The 22,472-nt window shown below is 61.6% G+C and carries 19 protein-coding genes; 7 read left to right on the top strand and 12 right to left on the bottom strand.

All coding sequences use genetic code 11. The features are described 5' to 3' along the window. Positions 1-247 precede the first annotated feature (247 nt). From C5F71_RS01750 to C5F71_RS01735, 4 genes are all read left to right on the top strand, one after another. On the top strand, positions 248-946 hold the full coding sequence (locus C5F71_RS01750) for a glutathione S-transferase N-terminal domain-containing protein (protein ID WP_104910455.1): 699 nt from the start codon (positions 248-250) through the stop codon (positions 944-946). 3 nt (positions 947-949) lie between these two features. Next, complete coding sequence (locus tag C5F71_RS01745) at positions 950-1,792, top strand: PhzF family phenazine biosynthesis protein (protein WP_029296596.1); 843 nt, start codon at positions 950-952, stop codon at positions 1,790-1,792. 178 nt (positions 1,793-1,970) lie between these two features. After that, positions 1,971-2,945, top strand: coding sequence for a porphobilinogen synthase (gene hemB / locus C5F71_RS01740; RefSeq protein ID WP_029296595.1), 975 nt, complete (start codon positions 1,971-1,973; stop codon positions 2,943-2,945). Positions 2,946-3,017: 72 nt separating this feature from the next. Beyond that, positions 3,018-4,103 carry a DUF1615 domain-containing protein gene (locus tag C5F71_RS01735; RefSeq protein ID WP_104910454.1) on the top strand — a complete coding sequence of 362 codons (1,086 nt, stop codon included), beginning with the start codon at positions 3,018-3,020 and terminating at the stop codon, positions 4,101-4,103. Positions 4,104-4,105: 2 nt separating this feature from the next. Here C5F71_RS01735 and C5F71_RS01730 read toward each other — a convergent pair whose 3' ends face one another. Next, a complete protein-coding gene (locus tag C5F71_RS01730; RefSeq protein ID WP_029296591.1) occupies positions 4,106-4,885 on the bottom strand; it encodes a DUF4349 domain-containing protein in 780 nt (259 codons plus the stop codon). Positions 4,886-5,053: 168 nt separating this feature from the next. Here C5F71_RS01730 and C5F71_RS01725 point away from each other — a divergent pair, with 168 nt between their 5' ends. Next, positions 5,054-5,467, top strand: coding sequence for a PaaI family thioesterase (locus tag C5F71_RS01725; RefSeq protein WP_070995677.1), 414 nt, complete (start codon positions 5,054-5,056; stop codon positions 5,465-5,467). Between the two features lie 187 nt (positions 5,468-5,654). Here C5F71_RS01725 and C5F71_RS01720 read toward each other — a convergent pair whose 3' ends face one another. From C5F71_RS01720 to C5F71_RS01710, 3 genes are read right to left on the bottom strand one after another with little or no spacing between them, the layout of a single operon-like run. Beyond that, positions 5,655-6,836, bottom strand: coding sequence for an acetyl-CoA C-acetyltransferase (locus tag C5F71_RS01720; RefSeq protein WP_104910453.1), 1,182 nt, complete (start codon positions 6,834-6,836; stop codon positions 5,655-5,657). 11 nt (positions 6,837-6,847) lie between these two features. After that, positions 6,848-7,507 (bottom strand): CoA transferase subunit B, encoded by a 660-nt coding sequence (locus tag C5F71_RS01715; protein ID WP_027603173.1) that lies wholly within the window; start codon positions 7,505-7,507, stop codon positions 6,848-6,850. Positions 7,508-7,541: 34 nt separating this feature from the next. Further along, on the bottom strand, positions 7,542-8,240 hold the full coding sequence (locus tag C5F71_RS01710; protein ID WP_010211319.1) for a CoA transferase subunit A: 699 nt from the start codon (positions 8,238-8,240) through the stop codon (positions 7,542-7,544). Between the two features lie 132 nt (positions 8,241-8,372). On the opposite strand from C5F71_RS01710, the gene C5F71_RS01705 reads away from it, so the two are divergent. After that, complete coding sequence (locus C5F71_RS01705) at positions 8,373-9,275, top strand: LysR family transcriptional regulator (RefSeq protein ID WP_104910452.1); 903 nt, start codon at positions 8,373-8,375, stop codon at positions 9,273-9,275. Positions 9,276-9,392: 117 nt separating this feature from the next. On the opposite strand, the gene C5F71_RS01700 is transcribed toward C5F71_RS01705, so the two are convergent. The 5 genes from C5F71_RS01700 to C5F71_RS01680 form a co-directional block, all read right to left on the bottom strand. Beyond that, a complete protein-coding gene (locus C5F71_RS01700; protein ID WP_029296579.1) occupies positions 9,393-9,722 on the bottom strand; it encodes a hypothetical protein in 330 nt (109 codons plus the stop codon). 584 nt (positions 9,723-10,306) lie between these two features. Next, complete coding sequence (locus C5F71_RS01695) at positions 10,307-10,747, bottom strand: CBS domain-containing protein (protein WP_029296577.1); 441 nt, start codon at positions 10,745-10,747, stop codon at positions 10,307-10,309. Positions 10,748-10,870: 123 nt separating this feature from the next. Next, positions 10,871-12,820 (bottom strand): DNA topoisomerase III, encoded by a 1,950-nt coding sequence (locus C5F71_RS01690; RefSeq protein WP_104910451.1) that lies wholly within the window; start codon positions 12,818-12,820, stop codon positions 10,871-10,873. A 210-nt stretch (positions 12,821-13,030) separates the two neighbouring features. Beyond that, on the bottom strand, positions 13,031-14,656 hold the full coding sequence (locus C5F71_RS01685) for an MFS transporter (protein WP_104910450.1): 1,626 nt from the start codon (positions 14,654-14,656) through the stop codon (positions 13,031-13,033). Between the two features lie 172 nt (positions 14,657-14,828). Further along, entirely contained in the window at positions 14,829-16,475 is a 1,647-nt protein-coding gene (locus tag C5F71_RS01680; protein ID WP_070995674.1) for a GMC family oxidoreductase, read from the bottom strand. 130 nt (positions 16,476-16,605) lie between these two features. On the opposite strand from C5F71_RS01680, the gene C5F71_RS01675 reads away from it, so the two are divergent. Then, entirely contained in the window at positions 16,606-17,493 is an 888-nt protein-coding gene (locus C5F71_RS01675; RefSeq protein ID WP_070995673.1) for a LysR family transcriptional regulator, read from the top strand. Between the two features lie 211 nt (positions 17,494-17,704). Here C5F71_RS01675 and C5F71_RS01670 read toward each other — a convergent pair whose 3' ends face one another. The 3 genes from C5F71_RS01670 to C5F71_RS01655 all read right to left on the bottom strand — a co-directional run bounded on the left by C5F71_RS01670 (position 17,705) and on the right by C5F71_RS01655 (position 22,457). Next, positions 17,705-19,564 carry a DUF3857 domain-containing transglutaminase family protein gene (locus C5F71_RS01670; RefSeq protein ID WP_104910449.1) on the bottom strand — a complete coding sequence of 620 codons (1,860 nt, stop codon included), beginning with the start codon at positions 19,562-19,564 and terminating at the stop codon, positions 17,705-17,707. Positions 19,565-19,714: 150 nt separating this feature from the next. Then, positions 19,715-20,812 carry a DNA alkylation repair protein gene (locus C5F71_RS01665; protein WP_104910448.1) on the bottom strand — a complete coding sequence of 366 codons (1,098 nt, stop codon included), beginning with the start codon at positions 20,810-20,812 and terminating at the stop codon, positions 19,715-19,717. A 298-nt stretch (positions 20,813-21,110) separates the two neighbouring features. Further along, positions 21,111-22,457: a glutamine synthetase family protein gene (locus C5F71_RS01655; RefSeq protein ID WP_070995671.1), complete on the bottom strand. Its 1,347-nt coding sequence runs from the start codon at positions 22,455-22,457 to the stop codon at positions 21,111-21,113. Positions 22,458-22,472: the final 15 nt, after the last annotated feature.

The following is a 22,472-nucleotide window of genomic DNA, read 5'->3' as shown; positions in this document are numbered from 1 at the left end:
TTTTCGAGTCTTCAGTGCTTCGGATCAAGACCGCAAGGCCCAGCCACAGCGACGCTCCAAGCATCGTGCGGTTTCCATGAGTGTGGCGGTATGCCTCCATTCAACCGTTCAAGCGTTTCTAAGAGTGCGCTATAGCGTTTTGGTTCGCTGGGACCCGAGATTAGCGACCCGATGTTGCGGATTGAAGACCAATGCAGCCTGGCCGCTAGATCGCTATCATGGGTTTTTCTCAGCTTGGGGTATATCGATGATTTCACTCGCGGCGTTTCCGATTATTACCAAATGGCCAGCCCGGCATCCCGAGCGCCTGCAGTTGTACTCGTTGCCCACCCCCAATGGCGTCAAGGTCTCGATCATACTCGAAGAGCTGGGCCTGGCGTATGAGGCGCATAAAGTCAGCTTCGACACCCAGGACCAGTTCTCGCCCGAGTTCCTGTCGTTGAACCCCAACAACAAGATCCCGGCGATCATCGACCCCAACGGCCCGGGCGGTGAACCGCTGGCGTTGTTCGAGTCGGGGGCGATCCTGATCTACCTGGCGGAAAAAACCGCGCAACTGCTGCCCCAGGCGCCCGCCGCGCGCTACGAAACCCTGCAATGGCTGATGTTCCAGATGGCCGGGATCGGGCCGATGTTCGGCCAGGTGGGGTTCTTTAATAAATTTGCCGGCAAGGCCTACGAAGACAAACGCCCCCGCGACCGCTATGCGGCTGAAGCCCGGCGCCTGTTGGAGGTTTTGGAAAAACGCCTGCTGGGCCGTAGTTGGATCATGGGCGATGAGTACACCATCGCCGATATCGCGACCTTCCCCTGGATCCGCAACCTGATCGGTTTCTATGAGTCAGGCGATCTGGTGGGCATCAGCGATTTCCCCAATGTACTGCGCGCGCTGGACGGCTTTGTTGCCCGACCGGCGGTGATTCGTGGCCTGAATATTCCGAGCTGACCCATGCCGACTTTCGATTTCAAGCAACTTGATGTTTTCAGCAGCGTGGCCCTCAAGGGCAACCCATTGGCCGTGGTGCTGGGCGCCGATTGCCTCAGCGACCAGCAGATGGCGGACTTCGCCCAGTGGACCAACCTGAGCGAGACCACGTTCCTGCTGCAACCGCGCGACCCGCGCGCTGACTACCGGGTGCGTATTTTTACGACCACGCAGGAATTGCCCTTCGCCGGCCATCCGACCCTGGGCAGTTGCCATGCGTGGCTGCAAGCCGGTGGCGTGCCCCGGGGCAGCGAGATCATCCAGGAGTGCGAGATCGGCCTGGTGCGCATCCGCCGCCAGGGCCAGGAACTGGCGTTCATCGCACCACCCTTGCTGCGCTCAGGGCCGCTGGATGCCGAGCTGTTGGAGCGTGTGCGCGTGGCCCTCAACCTTGAACCCGAGGCGATTGTACGCAGCCAATGGGTCGATAACGGTGCCGGCTGGCTGGCGCTGATGTTGGCGGACCGGCAGGCGGTGCTGGACTTGCAGCCGGACTATTCGAAGCTGCTCGGGTTGGCAGTGGGCGTGGTTGCCCCGTGCGATCCGAGCCGCGACGATGTGGATGCGCAGTTTGAAGTGCGCGGGTTTATTGCCGGCGACGGGGCGCCTGAGGACCCGGCCACCGGCAGCCTGAATGCCGGCGTGGCCCAATGGCTGTTGGGTGAAGGCCTGGCCCCCAGCCAGTACGTGGTCAGCCAGGGTACGGCCATGGGCCGCGCCGGGCGTATTCGGGTGCAGCAGCAAGGGGATGAGATCTGGATTGGCGGCGCCGTCTCGGTGTGTATCGAAGGCAGCCTGAGCCTTTAACGGTTATGGGCCGCCAGCTTGATCCCAAAGCCGAAGGCATATTGTTACGGGAATAGCAAAACACCGTTATGGCCACGGTATTTGTGCTCTCGGTCAATCCAGGCATAAGCTTTCGCCCTTAAGCTAGCGGCCTTGCCACGTGCCATGGCCCTTTTTGTAGGAAATTGTAGGAAAACCCATGTCCAGCCAGTTCCCCGAAGCCCGCTCCCGCCGCCTGCGCCGTTCCCCCGAGTTGCGCAGCCTGTTCCAGGAAACCGAATTCACCCTCAACGACCTGGTATTGCCGATCTTCGTCGAAGAAGAAATCGACGATTTCGTGCCCATTACCAGCATGCCCGGTGTGATGCGTATCCCCGAATCGAAACTGGCCAGTGAAATCGAGCGCTTCGCCCGCGCCGGGATCAAGTCGGTGATGACGTTTGGCGTGTCCCATCACCTGGACGCCAGCGGCAGCGACACCTGGAACGAGCGCGGTCTGGTCTCGCGCATGTCGGCGATCTGCAAGGATGCGGTGCCGGAGATGATCGTGATGTCCGACACCTGCTTCTGCGAATACACCGACCATGGCCATTGCGGCGTGATGCACGGCAATGAAGTGGACAACGACCGCACCCTCGCCAACCTGGGCAAGCAAGCCGTAGCGGCAGCCCGCGCCGGCGCCGATGTGATCGCGCCTTCGGCAGCGATGGACGGCCAGGTCCAGGCCATTCGCCGGGCACTCGATGCGGCGGGCTTCACCCATATCCCGATCATGGCGTACTCCACCAAATTCGCTTCGGCCCTGTATGGCCCGTTCCGCGAGGCGGGCGGCAGCGCGCTGAAGGGCGACCGCAAAAGCTACCAGATGAACCCGATGAACCGCCGCGAAGCCGTGCGCGAATCCCTGCTCGATGAGCAGGAAGGTGCCGACTCGCTGATGGTCAAGCCGGCCGGTGCGTACCTGGACATCATCCGCGACATCCGCGAAGCCTCGCGCTTGCCCGTGGCGGCGTACCAGGTCAGTGGCGAGTACGCGATGATCAAGTTCGGCGCCCAAGCCGGTGCCATCGACGAAGCCCGTGTGGTGCGCGAGACCCTGGGTTCGATCAAGCGCGCCGGTGCGGACCTGATCTTCACCTACTTTGCGATGGACCTGGCGCTCGCCGGCATCTGATCCCGGCTCCTACATGGGGTGGGGGGTTGTGAGATAGTGGTCAGATCCACCGACTCACAGGACACCCCCCGCATGCTTTCATCCCGGCTGACTCTCTGCCTGACCACCTTGCTGGTGCTGGCCGGCTGCTCAACCCAACGCAGCCAGCCACTTCCAGAACGCAGTGAAACCGAGGTCAAGGCGCAGATCGTGCGGCTGATGCCGGCCAAGGTGGCGGATCGCGCCGGCTGGGCCCAGGATATCTACACGGCGTTCGACAGCCAGAAGATCTACCCCAGCACCGAGAATATCTGTGCGGTACTGGCGGTGACTGAGCAAGAGTCCACCTATCAGGTCGACCCGCCGGTGCCGAACATGGGCAAGATCGCCCAAGATGAAATCCTCAAGCGTGCGGCCAAGGTGCATGTGCCGGCCGTGCTGGTGCGCACCGCGCTGCAACTGCGTTCGCCCACGGGCAAGTCCTACGCCGACCGGCTAAGCGCTGCGCGTACCGAGAAGGACCTGAGTGGGATCTTTGACGACTTTATCGGCACCGTGCCGTTGGGCCGCACCTTGTTTGGCAGTTTCAACCCGGTGCATACCGCAGGCCCGATGCAGGTGAGCATTGCCTTCGCCGAGAAACAGGCCCGGGATTATCCCTACACCGTAGATGGAAGTATTCGTCGGGAAGTGTTCACCCGGCGTGGTGGGATGTACTTCGGTATCGCCCATCTGCTCGGTTATCCGGTGAGCTACGAGCAGCCGCTGTACCGCTTTGCCGACTTCAATGCTGGTTGGTACGCCAGCCGCAATGCGGCGTTCCAGGCCGCTGTCAGCCGTGCTTCCGGGACCCGCCTGGCGCTGGATGGCGATTTGATCCGCTACGGTTCGATCATGCCCGGCACCACCGAACTGGCGGTGCGCTCATTGGGCAAGAAGCTGGACATGCGCAACCCGAGCATTCGCAGCCAGTTGGAGCAGGGCGATCGCCTGGACTTTGAAGAGACCACCCTGTATCAGCGGGTCTATGCCCTGGCCGAGAAAGCCGAAGGCAAGCCCTTGCCACGGGCGATCCTGCCAGGGATTGTGCTCAAGAGCCCGAAGATCACCCGCAACCTCACCACAGCCTGGTTCGCCCAGCGCGTGGATGAGCGGTACCAACGCTGCATGAAACGCTAAGGTCAAGGGCGGCGCTTGACCAGCTTGCGCCACAGCCAGACCCACAGCCACAACACCGGGAACGCGAGGATCACGAACGGCAGCACGTAGCTTGAGCGCTCCAGGGCGTCGGCAGTGCCGTCGACCAGGTTGTCGCCCAAGTTGCCGAACATGCGCGCGAAACGTGATTGCTGATGCTCGCCGTCGGATGGGCGGAAGTTCAGGGTCACGCGGTTGGTGTCCAGGCGTCGCTGCTGGCCGGCGGCGATCTGCGCCAGTTCCTGCAGCTCGTTTTCGATGGCGGCTTGTTCCTTGGTGAGGGTGATCAAGTCGCCCACGGTGATGTCCTTGCGCGCGGCCAGCTCATCCAGGCGTTTCTGCTGGGCCTGCAAACGCTCCTGGCGGCGGCGTACATCGGCCACTGCGTCGGCCAAGTCCTCGGCGCTGGTGATGCGCTGGCCCAGTTGCCCGCCCTCGGCCGCCATGCTCACCAACGGCTCGACCCCGCTGGGGGCGATGCGCAACACAATCATGCCGCCGTCGCTGTTTTCTTCGATACGCAGGATGTTGCAGGCGCCGAACTGCGCCGACTCACAGGCTTGGCGCGTGGCCTGCATGCGCGGTGCCAGCAGGGCAACCGGCATCGCCAGGCTCAGCTCGTGTTCATAGGCCAATTGCGCGCCGGCCCGGCCCTGTTCGCCATTGATCTGTGTGGCTTCGGAATACTCCTTGGGCGAACAGCCGCCAAGCAGCAGGGCGGCCAAAAACATCAACGCAGTAGATCTGCCTTCCAGATGGCGCATTACGTCTCCTTCAGTGTGCGGGATAAAGTGCGCGGCGATTAAAGCCGGTTTGCCCGGCGAACGCAAAGTGGGCGTGGGCTTATCGGCACAGATTTACCCGGTTGATCATGCTGGCTGCATCGACCGGCGCGGGTTAAACCTCATGCCTTATCACAAGGAAGATCCACCATGACGGATACCCCTGAAGGTTTTGCCCCCTTATCTCGCAGCAGCCCGCTCCTTGACTTGCTGGGCCCGGTGTATTGCCGCGGCGAGGGCCTGCAGTTGCAACTGGGCCTGCGTGCCGACCACCGCCATGCCAACGGGCGCGGCACGGTGCACGGTGGCGTATTGGCAACCCTGGCGGATGTCGGCATGGGCTATGCCATGGCGTTCTCCAGCGATCCGCCGTTGCCGCTGATCACCGCGAGCATGACCCTCGATTATCTGGGGGCGGTGCAGGTTGGCGATTGGATCGAAGTACGGTTGGAACATCACAAACGCGGACGGCAGATGGCGTTTGCCACGGTCAGCCTGCAGGTGGGGGAAAAGGTCGTAGTGCGAGCCAATGCGGTATTCGCCGTGCCCCAGGCCGCTGTGTAGCTAGCCGCAAAGCTGTTACAGCGCTGCTTTATGTACATTGTCGAGTCGTGCGCGTCCCCCTTGTGGCGAGCGGGGCAAGCCCGCTCGCCACAAGGGGGCCAGTTTGCTGCGCGACAGCGCAAATCAGATAGGCAAAAAAAGGCCCGGCTTTTCGTGGAGCCGGGCCTTTTCCATGTTGCTCGTTGAATCAGTCGCGCTCAAGGGCCAATGCCACGCCCTGGCCGCCGCCGATGCACAAGGTGGCCAGGCCTTTCTTGGCATCGCGCTTGATCATTTCATGCAGCAAGGTCACCAGTACGCGGCAGCCTGATGCGCCAATCGGGTGGCCGATGGCAATGGCGCCACCGTTGACGTTGACCTTGGCCGCGTCCCACTCCAGCTCCTTGCCAACTGCCAGCGCCTGTGCGGCGAAGGCTTCGTTGGCCTCGATCAGGTCCAGCTCGGCCAACTGCCAGCCGGCCTTGTCCAGGCAGCGCCGGGTCGCGGACACCGGGCCGATGCCCATGATCGCCGGATCGACACCCGCGTTGGCGTAGCTGGCGATCCGTGCCAGCACTGGCAGGCCCAGTTCCTTGGCTTTATCGGCGCTCATCAGCAGTACCGCAGCGGCGCCGTCATTGAGGCTCGACGCGTTGCCGGCGGTGACGCTACCGTCCTTCTTGAAGGCTGGCTTGAGCTTGCCCAGGGATTGGGCGGTGGTGCCGGCGCGAGGCTGTTCGTCCACGGCAAAGGCAATCGGGTCGCCTTTACGCTGGGGGATCAGGATCGGCGTGATTTCGTCGGCAAAGCGCCCGGCTTCAATGGCGGCCGCCGCTTTCTGCTGGGAAGCGGCGGCAAAGGCGTCCTGGGCTTCACGGCTGATGTCGTACTTGTCCACCAGGTTCTCGGCGGTGATGCCCATGTGGTAGTCGTTGAACGCGTCCCACAGGCCGTCGCTGATCATGCTGTCGACCATCTTCGCATGGCCCATGCGCAGGCCGGTGCGGGCGGCGGGCAACACATAGGGCGCCAGGCTCATGTTTTCCATACCACCGGCGATGATCACTTCGGCGTCACCGCAGCGGATGGCCTGTGCGCCCAGGTGCAAGGCCTTGAGGCCCGAGCCACAGACTTTGTTCAAGGTCAGGCTCGGCACCGCGTGCGGCAGGCCGGCGAGGATCGATGCCTGGCGCGCCGGGTTCTGGCCTGAGCCTGCGGTCAGCACTTGGCCAAGGATCACTTCGTCTACAAGCGCTGGGTCCAGGCCCGTCTGCTCCAGCAGGCGGCGGATTACCGCGGCTCCCAGTTCCGGTGCCGGGATGGCGGCCAGGGCCCCTTGAAAACTGCCCACGGCGGTGCGGGTGGCAGCAACAATCACGACGTCTTGCATGGAATCTGTCCTCACTGGAAGTGCATTTCTGGAACGTGGTCCGGGACGATCAGTTTACCGGCGGTCTTGCTCACAATCTCTTCAACGCTGACGCCAGGTGCGCGTTCCTTGAGGACAAAAGCGCCATTTTCGATTTCCAGGTAGGCCAGGTCCGTGAGCACGCGCTTGATGCAGTTGGCACCGGTCAGTGGCAGGCTGCACTGGCTGAGCAACTTGGACTCACCGTCCTTGGAGGCGTGGGTCATGATCACGATGATGTTTTCTGCGCCGGCCACCAGGTCCATGGCACCGCCCATGCCCTTGACCAGCTTGCCGGGGATCATCCATGAGGCGATATTGCCGTGCACGTCCACTTCAAAGGCGCCGAGCACGGTGAGGTCTACGTGGCCGCCACGAATCATCGCGAAGGATTCGGCCGAAGAGAAGATCGACGCACCGATGCGTGCGGTGACGGTCTGCTTGCCGGCGTTGATCATGTCGGCATCAATGGTGTCTTCGGTAGGAAACGGTCCCATGCCCAGCAGGCCGTTTTCCGACTGCAGCATCACTTCCATGCCTTCGGGAATGTAGTTGGCCACAAGGGTCGGGATGCCGATGCCGAGGTTGACGTAGAAGCCGTCCTGCATTTCGCGGGCGACGCGTTGAGCCATTTGTTCGCGGGTAAGAGCCATTTTATGAGTCCTTATTGTTCGGGCTGGAGGCAGATTATTTGCGGACAGTGCGCTGTTCGATGCGCTTCTCGAAGGTGCCGCAGATAATCCGGTCGACGTAGATGCCAGGGGTGTGGATCTGCGCCGGGTCCAGCTCGCCCGGTTCGACGATTTCCTCGACTTCGACCACCGTGATCTTGCCCGCGGTGGCGGCCAGCGGGTTGAAGTTCTGGGCGGTGTGGCGGTAGATCACGTTGCCGAAATGGTCGGCTTTCCAGCCTTTGACGATGGCGAAGTCGCCGGTGATGGACTCTTCCATCAGGTAGGGGCGACCGTTGAATTCACGGGTTTCCTTGCCTTCTGCAACGGGCGTGCCCACACCGGTGGCGGTAAAGAACGCGGGAATGCCGGCGCCGCCTGCGCGCATTTTTTCTGCGAGGGTGCCTTGGGGGGTCAGCACCACTTCGATTTCGCCGCTGAGCAGTTGCTTCTCGAACAGGGCGTTTTCACCGACGTAGGAGGCGATGACCTTGCTGATCTGTTTTTCTTCGAGCAGCACACCCAGGCCAAAGCCATCCACGCCGCAGTTGTTGGAGACGACCGTCAGGTCGCGGGTGCCTTTGCGCTTGATTTCGGCGATGAGGTTTTCCGGGATGCCGCACAGGCCAAAGCCGCCGGAGAGTACGGTCATGCCGTCTTCCAGGCCTGCCAGCGCTTCTTCATAGGACGCCACGCGTTTATCGAAACCTGCCATATGCACCTCTTTTATTGTTTGTGGTCCAGCCAGTGAACCGAGTGTTGCGCCGGCGGATTGATTTGTTAAGTTGTTTTTTAAGGTTGATTGATTTAAAAAACGGGACAATAGAGTGGGTAGTGGAGCACAGCCATGACAGTTAAACAGATGCGGGCCTTCCTGGCCGTGGCCCAGACCCTGAGTTTTGCCGCCGCCTGTGAGCGCCTGCATTTGTCCCAGTCGGCCCTGAGCCTGACGATCAAAGGCCTGGAGGAGGGCCTGGGCGGGCGGCTTTTCAGCCGCAATACGCGCAACGTCGCACTGACTCCGGAAGGCGAATCCCTGTTGCCCCTGGCTCGTCGGTTGATTGCCGACTGGGACAATGCCGAGGACGAATTGCGCCAGCGTTTTACGTTGCAGCGTGGGCGCGTGACGGTGGCGGCTATGCCGTCGTTTGCTGGCAACCTGCTGCCGCCGATCCTGAAGATCTTTCGCGCGCGGTTTCCCCAGGTCAATGTCACGGTGCACGACCTGATCAACGAGCAGGTACTGGAGATGGTCCGCGATCGCCACGTCGAACTGGGTGTGGCGTTCGAGCCCTCGCCGGGTTCGTCGCTGGCTTTTACCCCGTTGTATCTGGACCGCTTTGTCGCGGTAGTGCCCGGTGATTGTGCGTTGGCACACATGAGCGAAATCGACTGGAAAACCCTGTTGGCGCAACCGTTCATCACCTTGCAGCGGCCCTCTACGGTACGGGTGATGCTGGAAGAGCACCTGGGTGCATTGCAGATGAAGCTGCCGGTGGCGTTGGAAAGCCATCAATTGGCAACTGTGGGCAAGATGGTTGCCAGTGGCCTGGGCGTGAGCGCCGTGCCCGCGTTGTGCGCGCCGCAGATGGAAGAGGCGGGCGCCCATTGCATCACCTTGCGTGACCCGGTGATCGAGCGACCGATTGGCGTGCTGACCAAGCCTGGGCATGAACTCTCGGCGGCGGCGCAGGCCCTGTTCGATATCTTCCGGGACGAAGCGGCGAAGGGACGATTCCCGGGCATTTAAGTCGACACAAACAAATGTGGGAGCTGACTTGCCGGCGATAGCTATTTAACAATCAACCGTGTTGATCGTTAAACCGTCATCGCTGGCAAGCCAGCTCCTACAGAGGGTGAGTAGTTCTTAGTAGTAGCGGTCGATTACTTTAACTTGCGAGTTGTCCTTGAAGGACTCCCAGGCATTGTTAAGTGTGTCGAACACTTGCTCGATAAAGTTGCGATCGGCAGCAGCTTTTTTTCCGACATAACCCTGGCCACGGCGGTACATCTTCAGGCGCGCCGCCAGTTCACGGTTATTGCGGTCGAACTCGGCTTCTTCGGTATGGGGCGCCAGGCAGTCAATTTGCACTTCGCCCGATTTGCCAATCCACAGGATATGGTCGTCGAGTGTGTCTTTCTGCGCTGCGAACATCTCAGCCAATTCATCGATAGTTGGTTGGTTGTTCAGATTCATTGTAAGCCCCTTGACCAGTTGGCGATCTTCAGTTGATTCGTTAATCCACGTTAGTTGTCTCCGGTTGCGAAAACCGGGCGTCAGAAACGGTCTGCCAAATACGGGCAGGGTCTTGAACCTGATGCATGTAGTGTTTCTGATGAACTGCTACGCAATGGTTTCATAACGAAGACAAGTAGCATTTGAGCTTCTTGTACCGTGCCTTTCGGTTCGGTCAGCTTCATCAATCTGCCTTGTGGGCAGTGCACATCCGGAAAAACAGCTCGGCGGTCAGACGAGCTTGTTCAAAACGCTTGTTACCAACGCTCCCGATCCGGGAGACGTCTGAATCATGCAAGGTCAAAATGGTTACGTCAACGGTTATGTAGTGATTATTTTTGCTCACTACATAAATATTCCGGTGCGGGGGGTGGGGCGGGGAAAAGTGACTTGGGCGTCATTTTTTGTGCTGGCAGGTCGGATATTTGCCCTTCTGTAGGCGCTGGCTGGCCAGCGATGGCATGACCACGGTGTGTGATTGAAACCGAGGTGATGCCATCGCCGGCAAGCCGGCTCCTACATTGGATTTGTGGGGCTTGGGAGTGTCATTCGCCGCGAATGTACTGCTCCAACTGCTGGATAAGGGCCGCCTGTTCAGCAATGGCTTCCTTGACCAGGTCGCCGATGGACAGCAGGCCTAGCAGTTGTCCGTCTTCCACCACCGGTAGGTGGCGCAGGTGGCCGTCGGTCATGATGCCCATGCAGTCTTCGACGCTTTTGTGGGTGTCCACGGTGATCGCCGGTGAGCTCATCACTTGGTGTACCTGTGTGCTCGTCGAGGACAGTCCATGGAGAATCAGTTTGCGCGCGTAGTCGCGCTCACTGATGATGCCGACGACTTTGTCCTCCTTGACCACCGGCAAAGCGCCGACGTTCTTCGCTGCCATTACCACCAGCGCTTCAAACACGGTGTGATTCCACTGGATGGTATGCACTTCCTGATTCTTCTGGTCCTTGGACTTGAGCAACTGTGCGACGGTCTTCATGGTGGCCACCCCGGTTTTGTTATTAGGCAGTTCCTACAGAATCCTAGACCGTTGGCGCCAGAGCAAGAGCCAAAGCGGCGTATATCCGCTCGAAAAACGTCATTAGCGCCTTTTTTCGGTATTTCAACCCTTGTTTGCCGGTGTTGCCGCCCGTTTCGGGCCGGCGCCGGTCTTGCGCTTGGCCGGCTTGCGTTTGTTTTTCCAAGGGGTGGCACCACGGCCTGCCGGGCTGGCAGGGCCGCTGATGGTCATTTGCATCCCATTGCAGCGGGCCACTTGCTTGCTCATCCAGGCCGCCTGTTTGGCGACAAACTCCTCCAGGCTCATCTCACCACTTTGCACCATGTCCAGGGCCTGCTCCCAAATCGCGGTGGTGCCCGGGTCGGCAATCGCCCTGGGCACCGCGTCGATCAGGCTGAAGGCTGCCGGTGTGGCGGACAACGCCTTGCCATTTTTTACCAGGTAACCACGGTCCAGCAGGCCCTGGATAATCCCGGCCCGTGTCGCCTCGGTGCCGATGCCGGTGGTGTCCTTGAGCTTTTGCTTGAGCAGCGGGTCTTGCACCAGTTTGGCGACGTTTTTCATCGCCTTGATCAGGTCGCCTTCGGTAAAGGGCTTGGGCGGCTGGGTCCACAGGTCCTTGAGGTTGACCTGCGCCACCCCGTAATCCTCACCCTGTACCAGGGTTGGCAAAGGCTGTGGCGCAGGTGCTTCGCGGCCTTTGCTCGGAGCCAGGGCTTCGGGCAAGGCGCGTTTCCAACCGGCCTCTACCACCACTTTGCCTACCGCGCGCAGGGCTTCGCCGGCACAGTCGAAATCCGCCTGGGTGCGATCGTATTCGTGGTTGGGCAGGAACTGCGCCAGGTACCGGGCGCGGATCAAGGTGAAGACGGCGCGGTGCTTGCCGGTCAACTGCGCCAGATCCTTGCCGGCGCCGGTGGGGATGATACCGTGGTGGGCGCTGACCTTGGCGTCGTTCCAGGCCCGGGAGCGGCGTTGCGCATCGAGGTGCGGCAGCAGCGCGCTCACTGCTGGATCGGCGCGCCCCAACGCCGCAAGAATCGTTGCCGCGTCGCCATGCTGGCTTACGGGCAGGTAGCCGCAGTCACTGCGTGGGTAGGTGATGACCTTGTGGGTTTCGTAGAGGGACTGGGCAATGTCCAGGGTTTCCTGGGCGCCGAGGCCGAGTTTCTTCGAGCAGATTTCCTGCAGGGTGCCCAGGTCAAAGGGCAGGGGCGCCACTTCGTGCATGCGTTCGGTGCGCAGCTTCACCAGGCGTGCGCTGGCCGCGTTACCCATGGCGGTCGCCGCCTGCCGTGCCCGTTTATGGTTGAGGCAGCGGCCCTGGTCGTCACAGATATCGTCGGCGGCGCGCCATTGCGCGATAAAGCTCATCTGCGAATGCAGCAATTGCACATCGATTGCCCAGTACGCCACCGGGACGAAGTCGGCAATGCTGCGGTCACGGTCCACCACCAGGCGCAGGGTCGGGGTTTGTACGCGGCCCACCGGCAACACGCCTTGATAGCCGGACTGGCGGCCGAGCAACGTAAACAGGCGGCTCATGTTCATGCCGATCAGCCAATCGGCACGGGAACGGCCCAGGGCCGAATGATAGAGGCTGAAGGTGTCCGCACCCGGCTTCAACGAAGCCAGGGCCTTGCGGATCGAGGCGTCATCCAGTGCAGACAGCCACAAACGCTGGATCGGCCCGCGATAGCGGCAATGCTCCACCAGCTCCCGGGCGATCATCTCGCCCTCGCGGTCGGCGTCGGTGGCAATCACCAGTTCCCGGGCTTCGCCCAGCAGGCGCTTGACCGCCTTGTACTGGCTGGCCGTCTTGGGTTTTACCGTCATCTTCCATTTTTCCGGGACGATGGGCAGGTCGGCCAGCACCCAGCGCTTGTACTTGGCGTCGTAGGCATCGGGCGGGGCGGTTTCCAGCAGGTGGCCGATGCACCAGGTGACTGTGACGTCGGTTCCCAGCCAGCACCCATCGCCCCGGCGCCTGGCACCGAGCACGGCCGCAATATCCTTGGCCTGGGAGGGTTTTTCACAGAGGAACAGCCGCATGGTCAGCCCATTCGTTACGCAGTTGAATGGGAGAAGGATGGGCAAAAGAAGGGAATTGAGCAACCTTTATCTGGATGGATATACAGCAATTTGTGTGGGCGCCGCAAACCAATGTGGGAGCGGGCTTGCCCGCGATAACGGTGGATCAGTCAATACATCTAGTGACTGACACAGCGTCATCGCGGGCAAGCCCGCTCCCACAAGGGGATATCAGTTGTTATCCAGGTCCACGTTCTTGGTTTCCTTCAGGCATACCAGCCCGACAATCAGGCTCACCCCGGTAATCACCACCGGGTACCACAGCCCGTAGAAGATATCGCCGGTATACACCACCAACGCAAACGACACGGTCGGCAGGAACCCGCCAAACCAGCCATTGCCGATGTGGTAGGGCAGGGACATGGAGGTGTAGCGGATGCGCGTCGGGAACAGTTCGACCATCAGCGCGGCCAGGGGGCCGTAGCACATCGCGGCGATCAGGATCAGGGTGACGATCAACACCACCACCATGGTTTTGTTGACCTGGGCCACGTCCGCCGATTTCGGGTAGCCGGCCAGGGTCACGGCGCCGCGCAGGGCGTCTTCGTCGTAGCCATCGATGCGCACATCGCCGATGCTCACTTGTACCGCGCTGCCGGCCGGTGCTGCTTCGCTGCTATAGGGCAGGCCCTGTTTGACCAGGAAGGTCTTGACCTTGTCGCAGGGGCTGTCAAACCGCGCCTTGCCCACCGGGTCGAACTGGAAGGTGCAGGTGGCCGGGTCCGCCAGTACGGTGATCGGAGCCTGGCGGCTGGCCTGGTCCATTGCCGGGTTGGTGTAATGAGCCAGGCCCTTGAAGATCGGGAAGTACAGCGCGGTGGCCAGCAACAGGCCGACCATCAGTACCGGTTTGCGCCCCCATTTGTCCGAGAGCCAGCCGAAGAAGATAAAGAACGGCGCGCCAATCACCACGCTGATGATCAGCAGCATATTGGCCAGGGCCGGGTCCATCTTCAGGAACTGGGTCAGGAAGAACAGCACGTAGAACTGCGCTGCATAAAAGGTCACGGCCTGGCCGGCGTTGATGCTGAACAGCGCGATCAACACCACCTTGAGGTTTTCCCAGTTGCCGAACGACTCGCGGATCGGCGCCTTGCTGGCCTTGCCTTCCTCTTTCATTTTCAGGAACGCGGGGGATTCGTGCAGGCTCAAGCGGATCCAGGTGGAAATCCCCAGCAGCACGATGGACAGCAGGAACGGCAGGCGCCAGCCCCAGACTTCAAACTGATCGCCGGTGAAGTAACGGCAGGCCAGCACCACCAGCAACGACAGCAGCAGGCCGAGGGTGGCGGTGGATTGAATCCAGCTGGTATGGAAGCCGCGCTTGCCGGCCGGGGCGTGCTCGGCGACATAGGTTGCGGCCCCCCCGTATTCACCACCCAGGGCCAGGCCCTGGAGCATGCGCAGCACTACCAGGATGATTGGCGCGGCGATGCCGATGCTGGCGTAGGTGGGCAACAGGCCCACGCAGAAGGTCGCCACACCCATCAGGACGATGGTGGCGAGGAAGGTGTATTTGCGCCCGATCATGTCGCCCAGGCGCCCGAATACCAGCGCGCCGAACGGCCGCACCACAAAGCCGGCGGCAAAGGCCATCAAGGCGAAGATAAAGGCCGTGGTGTCGTTGACCCCGGCAAAGAATTGCTTGCTGATCACCGCCGCGAGGGCGCCATAGAGGAAAAAGTCATACCACTCGAACACCGTCCCCAGGGACGAGGCGAAGATGACCTTTTGCGACTCCTTGCTGGTAACAGTGGCGCCAGGTGTGGCGTCCAGGGGTTGAGCACGTTCTGACATGGGGTAGCCCTCACAGTGATTATTTATTGTTGTTCCACTGTCGGCGCCAACTTCAGCGCCGCTCTTACCCTGTTGGAGCGAGCTTGCTCGCGAAAAGCCTGAGAGCAACGCGTTTATCCAGAATGCCCGCGTTATCGTTGGCGATTCTCGCGAGCAAGCTCGCTCCTACAGGTCATGCCGGTGTTGTCTGTTCTCGTTGGGGGGTGAGGTTCCTCGTTGAAGGGGACAGGATCAGTTGCGCGGCTTTTTCCGCGATCATCAGCGTGGGTGAGCAGGTGTTGCCGGAGGTGATGCGCGGCATGATCGAGGCGTCGGCGATACGCAGGCCGGGAACCCCGTGCACACGCAACTGGGCATCGACCACGGCGTCTTTGTCTTGGCCCATGCGGCAGGTGCCCACCGGATGAAAGATCGTGGTGCCGATCCGCGCCGCGGCTTCCTGCAACTGTTCGTCGCTCTGCAACGCTTCGCCAGGCAGGTACTCCACCGGGTTGAACGGGCGCAGGGCCTGGGCGCCGACAATCCGCCGGGTCAGGCGGATGGCGTCGGCGGCCACGCGTAAATCTTCTGGATGACTCAGGTAGTTGGGCTGGATCAGCGGCGGCGCAGACGGATCGGCCGAGCGGATATCGATGCGCCCGCGACTCTGCGGGCGCAAGTCACAGACCGATGCGGTAAACGCCGGGAACGCGTGCAGCGGCTCGCCAAAGCGCTCCAGCGATAGCGGCTGCACGTGGTATTCGAGGTTGGCCGAGGTCTGTTCCGGCCCCGAGCGGGCGAAGGCGCCGAGTTGGCTGGGCGCCATGGACAGCGGGCCGCTGCGGTCATACAGGTACTGCAGGCCCATGCCCATCTTGCCCCATACGGAGCCGGCGATCTGGTTCAGGGTGCGGGCGTTTTCCAGCTTGTAGATCAGCCGCAGTTGCAGGTGATCCTGCAGGTTGCCACCGACCCCGGGCAGCTCGTGCAGCACCTCGATGCCCAGTGGCCCAAGGACGCTGGAAGGGCCGATACCGGAGCGTTGCAGAATGCCCGGCGAACCCACGGCGCCGGCACACAGGATGATTTCCTTGTGCGCTTTCCACGTCACCGCTTGCCCCAGTTGGCGGCCCACTACTGCACTGGCACGGCCGTTTTCAAGGAGGACGCGGTCGACTTCGACCCCGGTCAGCACGGTGAGGTTGGCACGCTGGCGGATGGGCTTGAGAAACGCCTTGGCCGCATTCCAGCGCACGCCACCTTTCTGGTTGACCTGGAAGTAGCCACACCCTTCGTTATCACCCTGGTTGAAGTCATCGATGCTGGCAATCCCGCTCTGCTTGGCGGCTTCGCGGAAGGCGTCGAGGATCGGCCAGTGCAGGCGCTGTTGCTCCACGCGCCACTCGCCGCTGTCGCCATGCAGGGGCGAGGCGCCGGCAAAATGGTTTTCGCTTTGCTTGAACAGTGGCAGCACATCGTCCCAGGCCCAGCCCGGGTTGCCTTCGGCGGCCCAGCCGTCGTAGTCGTTGGCCTGGCCACGCATGTAGATCATGCCGTTGATCGACGAGCAGCCGCCCAGCACCTTGCCCCGTGGATAGCTCAAGGCGCGGCCTTGCAGGCCTTCCTGGGCTTCGGTCTTGAAGCACCAGTCGGTGCGCGGGTTGCCGATGCAGAACAGGTAGCCGACGGGAATGTGGATCCAGGGGTAATTGTCGCGGCCGCCGGCTTCCAGCAGCAGCACGCGATGGGCGGGGTTGGCGGACAGTCGATTGGCCAGCAGGCAGCCCGCAGGGCCGGCGCCTACTACCACGTAATCGTATTGCGCAGGTGCAATAGTCATCTGGGGTCTCGCTTGTTTTTCTTATTGGCTCCATCCTAGTTGTTAGTTTTCGTCTTAAAAATGTTAGTTTTTACCCAGCTGCTGTGCGTTTTTAAACAGCGCTGTTCTCATGGCCGGGAGGGGAGGCGACATGTTCGACTGGAATGACCTGCGGTATTTTCTGGAGTTGCAGCGCAGCGGGCGCTTGCTCACCGCTGCCCAGCGCCTGAAGACCACCCATGCGACCGTGGCCCGGCATATCGAGGCCATCGAGAAAAGCCTCGGCACCGCGTTGTTTGTACAGCACGCCCAGGGTTATGAACTGACACCGTCGGGCGAGGCACTGCTCAAACATGCCGAAGCCATGGAGAACGTTGCGCTGCTGGCCGAAGAAGAACTGACCCACTCCGCCGCGCCCCTGGGCAAGATCCGCCTGGGGGTGGCCGAAGGGCTGGGGGTGATGTTCCTGGCCAGCCGCATGGGCGGCCTGTTCGAGCGTTATCCGGGGCTGGAAGTGGAGTTGGTGGCTGTGCCGCGCTTTGTCAGCATCCTCAACCGCGAGGCCGAGATCAGCATCCACCTGGAGCGGCCCAGCGTCGATCAATTGGTCACGCGCAAACTCACCGACTACCGCCTGGCCCTGTATGCCAGCCGCAGCTACCTGGCGCGCACGCCCGCCATCGAGAAGCGCGAAGACCTGGCTGCCCATGCGTGGATCGACTACGTCGACGACCTGCTGTTCAGTCAGGAGTTGAAGCTGCTCAGCAGTTTTTGTCGCAACCCCAGGGTGGTGTTCCACAGCACCAGTGTGATTGCCCAGCAACAGGCAGCGCGTTCGGGCTTGGGAATTGCGGTGTTGCCGTGCTTCATGGCCGCAGGCGACCCGGACCTGGTGCCGTTATTGCCGGAGGAAAGCATCCAGCGCAGCTACTGGATCAGCTCCCGGCGCGAGTTGCACAAGTCGGTGCGGTTGCGGGTGTTGTGGGATTACGTGGTGGAGTTGTGCGCCAAGGAGCAGGGGCTGCTGTTGGGCGAGTAGCGAAGGGCGCGATGATCAAAATGAGGAGGATGTACAACGCTCAAGCCGGGGGGAGCCAATCAGGTGTGAGGGTGTACAGAGATCAAATGTGGGAGCTGTCTCGCCCTGCGAGGCTGCGATGGCGGCAGGTCAGTCAACTCAATGCTGGCAATACCTTCGTCATCGCTGCCTCGCAGGGCGAGACAGCTCCCACATGGGACTGTGCGTGGGTTTAGAGTTTTACTGTCTGGTGTACCTGTTCACCACATGCACGAGCATCGTTGATCATCTTTTCAAACGGTGCACTGACGATTTCGTCATGGCCCAACCAGCGCACTTTCTGGGTCAACCGGTAGTGGTAGCGCAAGCCATCCTTGAGCTGTTCGCCGTCGAGTTCCAGGTCATACCAGGGCGAGTGGATCTTGCAGCCCTGGACCGGCTTGTCCATCTTCCCGTCGGTCAAGGTGAAGGTGTAGTCGACGGTGTCCGGGTTGCCCAGGTACAGGTCGCCCCGTTGCCCATTGCGGCGGTAGTTGAGCAGGCCGTCCCATTTCTCCTTGAGCGACTGGTCGGTGTAGACGTAGCCTTCATCGAGTTTTTCCAGGGCGCGCAGGTCGGTCATGCTGGCCTTGACCGTGTAGCTATCGGGCTGCACGAACCCAGTGGGTTGGCGGGTCACCTGGCAATCGCTGATCTCGCGGCCGAAGTTGTCGCAGATGTTCTGGTCAGTGGCAGTGGCCCCCTGTTCACGGTCAGCCATGCTCAACTGCATCAGCGTCAGGCGGCTGAAGGTGACGCTGGCGCGGGTCGTGCCGTTGCCCTGTTTGTCGTAATGCACCTGCTTGTCCAGGCGGATGCTGGTTTCAGGGCGCGCCAGGGGGATATGCTCCTCGCGCACCTGGCCCTGCGCATCGTTGACGAGTACCCAGCGATCCTGGATATCGGGCATGGTCTGGCCCGGGGCGAACACCGGGTTGGTCGGGTCCAGCCACCACACCTGGCCGGCCACCTCGGCACGCACGATGGCATGGTTGGGCGCGCCAGTGCCCGGAACCAGCAATGAGTCCACCACATCCCCCCGGCTGACCCAGGCGGTCTCGGCCTTGATCCCGCTGGCCTTGAGCATGGCAGTCAGGAGGATCGCCAGGTCCTTGCAGTCGCCATAACCATGCTGCTCGATCTCCGCCAGGTTAAACGGTACATAGCCACGATCCGTGGCACGCCAGTCACCCAGGTAACGGTAGTGATCGTTGATGTGCTGCATCAGCCCCGCCACTTGTTGCGCGGGGGCCAGGCCCTTCACGGCGGCAACGGCAGCGGCACTGCCCGCCGGCAGTTTGGCCGCGAGGATCTGGTTGTAGCGCTGGGCAAAGCCACCGAAGTGCTTTTGCACATCAAGGCTGCTGCCCACTTCGATACGCGGGATCAGCCGCATATAGGCATGACCCGATTCGTTGATGTAGTTGAGGTAGCTCGGCGCTTTTTGCTCGATATCCAGGGTCTTGCGATTGACCGAGGGGGTGATGGTGAAGCCGTCCATCAACTCCGCGCGCCACTCGATTGGCCGTTCAGCGGTAAAGCGTGCCTTGAGCCGGTCGCGACGGGCGTTGCTGGGACCAAACTGCAGGGCGTAGTGGAACTCGGTCATCAGCGGCTTGGCCGGGTGATGTTCGCGCACGGTGTAGCGGATCTGTGTGCCGACCCGCAGGTTGGGGAAGGCCAGGGAGGTCTGTTTCACGCGGGAAAAGCCCTGGTCGGGGTTGGGCGCGGTGCGCGTATCGATCTGCGACTCGGCCAGGGCCTGCGGCTTGCCGCCGGGCTGGGTGGACTCGGCGTGCAGCACTTCAAACCCATCGCCTTCGGCGTAGTTGAAGTCGATGCGCGACAGTATTTCCCGGCCGCTGGGCTGGAGGATGGTGTAGCGGTAGGTGGTCGTGCAATCGGTGCTGGCGTCACGGTTGAAGTGGCAGTGCAGCTCGGATTCGTTGGCAAGTGCAGCTTCGGCCATGGGTTGCAACGCGGCATGAGCAGTGTGCGAAACAAGCCCCAGACTGGCGCAAATCAAAGGGCGGTAAAACGAGAAACGGTGCATGGGCGCCTCAGGTGGAACATTGACACAGATACCCGTACGGGTACCAAGAGGCGCAAGATGATAATGGATCGCAACACCAAAAACCAGCATTGTAGGACAATAAATATCGCTGAAAGGCCCGAGATAGAGCCTTTTGTTCGGTAGGAGGGGTCAGCCTATCAGCTCAAATCCGCTGCTCGCCAGACGCTCGCCGTTCACCAGTACGTGCACCGTATGCTGGCCGGGGTAATGCTTGCGCGTGGTCATGTCGCGGATGTGTTGGCCACGCAGCACGGTGTGCCGTTCACCCGCGCCGAGGGTGAACGCCTTGAGCTTGAACACCTTGGCGGCGCTATGGCCGGCGCTTTTTACGTACTCGATGGCGTAGTCCACCACCAGTTTTTGTGGGGCGCTGGTCGTGGATTCGAGGGTAAACGACAGATTGATCCGCTCGCCCAGGCGAATCGCCGCTGGCTCGACCTTGAACTGATGGATCTTCACCTCGGCCCGGGCGCCTGCGCCCATGATCGTCAGCGCGCGGGTATTGCCTTGCTTGATCAGGCTGCGCAGGGCGTGGCGGGCGATCCAGGCGGTGTGGGGGTTGTCCAGGGACCAACGCTCGATCACATCCAGCACCCACTCAGGATGGTCCTTGGTGATGTCGTTGAGGTGGTTGGCCACGGACTTGCGCACATACAGGCTGCTGTCGGCCTTGAGGTTGTCCAGGATTGATGCGCACAGACGCGGGTCGGCCTGCACCTGCGCCAGGCGAAACGACCACGGCAACCTGGGCCGCGAGCCTTCGCTGGCGAGTCGGCGCACGTGTTCGTTATCGTCCAGCGACCACTTTTGCATCACCGCCAGCGTGCGCTGCAAATCCTGGAGCAGAAAAGCCCGCACGGCAAACTCGGCAGAGCCAAAGGTGGTGAAGTACTTGAGCGCCGCCATCGAGCGCTTGAAATCATCCAGGCCGTAGCTGGCCACATAGTGCCCGAGGAACAGGCTGACAAAACCACTGTTCAGGCGCGGGGCCAGGGCATACAGAAGCTTGAGGGTCTGTGCATAGTCCAGGGGGATCACCGCGTGCAGGCTTTCACTGACGCGGGCCATGCGCTGCATCACCGACAACCCGGCAAGGTCCTGGCTGGCGTGCTGGAGAAACCCCTTGGCATCGAACGGCGGGTACACCGCGCTCATCTCATTAGCGATGTGCTGCAGGCGCTGGAGGTTGAAGATTTCCTTGAGGGCAGGGGGGCTTTGGTCGGTCATGGGGAGTCCGCAGGAGAGGGTGGTCATAAGACCTTTGCAAGGTAACAGCTTTGCAGGAGCCGGCTTGAAGCGATAGAACTCCCCTGTGGCGAGCGGGCTTGCCCCGCGCTGGGCTGCGAAGCAGCCCCAGTAAGTCGAATGCGGTGTATCAGATACACCGTAGCGGCTGGCTTTAGGGCTGCTTCGCAGCCCAGCGCGGGGCAAGCCCGCTCGCCACAGGGGAGTTCGTGAGTTTCTGAGCGTTGTGTCGATACCTATGGCCATCGCTGGCAAGCCAGCGCCTACAAAGGGACGGTCGCTAGAGATACCAGCGATATTCCCGCGCATTGATTTCCTGCTGGAAAGCCAGGTGATCCTGGCGTTTGTTTTCGCAATAGACGTCGACAAACTCCGCGCCCAAGCCTTCGCGCAGGGCCGGTTGTTGCTGCATGGCGCGTACGGCTTCGAGCATTTCCAGGGGGAAGTCGTGGCCGCTGTCGCGGTCCTCGTTCAGTGGTGCAATAGGTTCACGCGCTGCATCCAGGCCATGTTCAAGCCCGACCAGGATCGCCGCCAGCACCAGGTACGGATTGGCGTCGGCACTGGCCAGACGGTGTTCGATCCGCAGGTTGCGTGGGTCGGACTCGGGAATGCGTACGCAGGCATCCCGGTCTTCATAGCCCCAGCAGGCCTTGGTAGCCGCATTGACGGTACCGCCCAGGCGGCGGAAGGCGTTGTGGTTGGGCGAGAAAATCGGCATGCAATGGGGCAGCAGTTCCAGGCAACCCGCCACTGCGTGACGCAGTGGTTGCTGCTGGTGCGCTGCCAGTAGGTTGTTGCCGGCGGCATCGTACAGGCTGACATGCACATGCATGCCACTGCCGGGATGTTGCAGGTAGGGCTTGGCCATGAAACTGGCGCGATAGCCATGCTTGAGCGCCACGCCACGGGTGCTGCGGCAGAACAGCGCGGCCCAGTCCGCGGCGCGCAGTCCGTCGTCGAGGTGGCCGAAATTGATTTCGAACTGGCCAGGGCCCAACTCGGCAGTGATCACCGTAATGTCGATCCCCTGCGCCTGGGCGGTCTGCACCATGTCATCGAGTACCGGGGCGAAACGCGACAGCCGCTCGATATGCAGGGTCGGTTGGTCGTCGGGGTCGTCGCTCAATGGGTCGCGGGCAAATTGCGGCAGGCCGTCGGCGAGTTTTCTGTCGAACAGGTAGAACTCCAGCTCAAACGCCACCACCGGGTGAATGCCCTTGCGGTGCAGGCGTTCCAGGACTTTGGCCAGTACTTCCCGGGGCTCGAATTCGATGGGCGCCTCGGTGCCGTCGGAGGTGATCAGCATCTGCCCCAGGGGCTGCGCCTCCCAGCTCACAGGCTTGAGCGTGCCGGGTACCAGGCGGCGGTTGGCGTCGGGGTCGCCGTCATGGAAGCAATAGTCGCCAATCTTGAACAAACCGCCCTGGGCGCCCAGCAGCACCGCGTTCTGCGGCAGCTTCAGGGGGCTGCCGGCGGCGACTTTTTCCAACATTTCAACCGGGTAGCGCTTGCCGTAGAAACGCCCTGGGATGTCCAGGCAAATCAGGTCGACGTAACGTACATCCGGATGGTTCTGGCGAAAGGTCCGCACTTCGGCCAGTAACGTGGAGGAATGGCTTTTCACGGGTGACGCTCCTTG

The organism is Pseudomonas sp. LG1D9 (genome assembly GCF_002949995.1).
GTDB classification, from domain to species: domain Bacteria; phylum Pseudomonadota; class Gammaproteobacteria; order Pseudomonadales; family Pseudomonadaceae; genus Aquipseudomonas; species Aquipseudomonas proteolytica.
Note: the sequence above shows the minus strand (reverse complement) of the source record. Positions and strands in the feature narration are given on the sequence as shown.

Bases quoted from the DNA above. Each gene is read 5' to 3' on its own strand.
- C5F71_RS01720 (WP_104910453.1), bottom strand. From the start codon at position 6,836: ATGCAAGACGTCGTGATTGTTGCTGCCACCCGCACCGCCGTGGGCAGT.
- C5F71_RS01690 (WP_104910451.1), bottom strand. From the start codon at position 12,820: ATGCGGCTGTTCCTCTGTGAAAAACCCTCCCAGGCCAAGGATATTGCG.
- C5F71_RS01715 (WP_027603173.1), bottom strand. From the start codon at position 7,507: ATGGCTCTTACCCGCGAACAAATGGCTCAACGCGTCGCCCGCGAAATG.
- C5F71_RS01700 (WP_029296579.1), bottom strand. From the start codon at position 9,722: ATGAATCTGAACAACCAACCAACTATCGATGAATTGGCTGAGATGTTC.
- C5F71_RS01695 (WP_029296577.1), bottom strand. From the start codon at position 10,747: ATGAAGACCGTCGCACAGTTGCTCAAGTCCAAGGACCAGAAGAATCAG.
- C5F71_RS01745 (WP_029296596.1), top strand. From the start codon at position 950: ATGCCGACTTTCGATTTCAAGCAACTTGATGTTTTCAGCAGCGTGGCC.
- C5F71_RS01730 (WP_029296591.1), bottom strand. From the start codon at position 4,885: ATGCGCCATCTGGAAGGCAGATCTACTGCGTTGATGTTTTTGGCCGCC.
- C5F71_RS01670 (WP_104910449.1), bottom strand. From the start codon at position 19,564: ATGCACCGTTTCTCGTTTTACCGCCCTTTGATTTGCGCCAGTCTGGGG.
- C5F71_RS01750 (WP_104910455.1), top strand. From the start codon at position 248: ATGATTTCACTCGCGGCGTTTCCGATTATTACCAAATGGCCAGCCCGG.
- C5F71_RS01725 (WP_070995677.1), top strand. From the start codon at position 5,054: ATGACGGATACCCCTGAAGGTTTTGCCCCCTTATCTCGCAGCAGCCCG.
- C5F71_RS01705 (WP_104910452.1), top strand. From the start codon at position 8,373: ATGACAGTTAAACAGATGCGGGCCTTCCTGGCCGTGGCCCAGACCCTG.
- C5F71_RS01675 (WP_070995673.1), top strand. From the start codon at position 16,606: ATGTTCGACTGGAATGACCTGCGGTATTTTCTGGAGTTGCAGCGCAGC.
- C5F71_RS01665 (WP_104910448.1), bottom strand. From the start codon at position 20,812: ATGACCGACCAAAGCCCCCCTGCCCTCAAGGAAATCTTCAACCTCCAG.
- C5F71_RS01680 (WP_070995674.1), bottom strand. From the start codon at position 16,475: ATGACTATTGCACCTGCGCAATACGATTACGTGGTAGTAGGCGCCGGC.
- C5F71_RS01710 (WP_010211319.1), bottom strand. From the start codon at position 8,240: ATGGCAGGTTTCGATAAACGCGTGGCGTCCTATGAAGAAGCGCTGGCA.
- hemB (WP_029296595.1), top strand. From the start codon at position 1,971: ATGTCCAGCCAGTTCCCCGAAGCCCGCTCCCGCCGCCTGCGCCGTTCC.
- C5F71_RS01685 (WP_104910450.1), bottom strand. From the start codon at position 14,656: ATGTCAGAACGTGCTCAACCCCTGGACGCCACACCTGGCGCCACTGTT.
- C5F71_RS01735 (WP_104910454.1), top strand. From the start codon at position 3,018: ATGCTTTCATCCCGGCTGACTCTCTGCCTGACCACCTTGCTGGTGCTG.